This is a genomic window from Actinocorallia lasiicapitis, from assembly GCF_054778695.1.
On sequence record NZ_BAAGZI010000745.1, the window covers coordinates 1 to 1,202 of the forward strand.

A 1,202-nucleotide genomic window follows, 5' to 3' on the forward strand; every position below is an offset into this window, starting at 1 on the left:
TCACCGACCGGGTCGCCGCCCTCACCGGCGCGCTCACCGAGCTCGCCGCGGCCGGAATCTCCGTCGCCGACGCCGGGGTCCGCCGCCCCACCCTCGACGAGGTGTTCCTGCACCTCACCGGGGGCCGCCCCGAGAACGAGAAGGAGCACGTGTGACCGTTCTGACCGCGCCGCGCAGGACCGCGTTGGGCTGGGCCGTCGCCGACGGCTGGGTGCTCACCCGCCGCGCCCTGCTGCACTGGGCGCGCCAGCCCGATCAGGTGATCGTCGGCCTGCTGTTCCCCGTCCTGATGGTGCTGATCTTCGCCTATCTGCTGGGCGGCGGGATCGAACTGCCCGGCGGGGGCGACTACAAGGAGTACCTGCTCCCCGGCATGTTCGGCCTGACCATGGTGTTCGGGCTCGAAGGCACCTTCACGGCCGTCGCCACCGACGCCAACGCCGGGGTCACCGACCGCTTCCGCACCCTGCCGATGGCCGCGGGCGCCGTCCTGGCGGGCCGGGCCGTCGCCGATCTGCTCAACGCGGCGCTCGGCCTCGTCGTCATGATGGCGGCGGGCCTCGCGGTCGGCTGGCGCTGGCACGACGGGTTCGGCCGGCTGCTGATCGGCGTCGCGCTGCTGCTCTGGCTGCGGTGGGCGTTCCTGTGGATGGGCGTCTACCTGGGGTTGCGTTATCCCCGGCCGCAGGCGGTGATGGCCGTGCAGATCCTGGTATGGCCGTTCGGGTTCCTGTCGAACGTGTTCGCCTCGACCGCCGACATGCCCGGCTGGCTCGGGTGGCTGGCCGACGCCAACCCGCTGTCGGCGACCGTCACCGCGGTCCGCGACCTGTTCGGCAACCCCGGCTCCGACGGCACGAGCTGGGCCGCCGACCATGCCGCACTGCTCGCCGTAGGCTGGCCGCTGGTGATCACCGCGGTGTTCTTCCCGCTGGCCGCGCGCCGCTTCCGCCGGCTGTCCCGGTAGCCCGGCCGAGTAACCCGATCAAGGAGTTCCGTGCTCGCGTTCGACCCGCCCCATCTGCTCTACCCCGCGCCGTCCGGGACTCCCACCTGGTGCCTGACCGGGCCCGGAGTCCTGGAACGGGTGCCGCTGCGGCGCGTCCCCGTCGGCGAGGCGCTGCCGCGGCTGCTGGAGCCGACCGCCGATCCGGCCGCGGCAACTACACCTTCGGTCTGACCGAGCAGGTCATGTTCCACGA

Annotated in this window: 2 protein-coding genes; both read left to right on the plus strand. The window is 72.7% G+C overall.

The window, feature by feature from the left end:
• The first annotated feature begins 151 nt into the window (after positions 1-151).
• A complete protein-coding gene (locus tag ACYVE7_RS34295; protein WP_460370769.1) occupies positions 152-967 on the plus strand; it encodes an ABC transporter permease in 816 nt (271 codons plus the stop codon).
• Positions 968-997: 30 nt separating this feature from the next.
• Positions 998-1,180, plus strand: coding sequence for a hypothetical protein (locus tag ACYVE7_RS34300; RefSeq protein ID WP_460370771.1), 183 nt, complete (start codon positions 998-1,000; stop codon positions 1,178-1,180).
• Positions 1,181-1,202 lie beyond the last annotated feature (22 nt).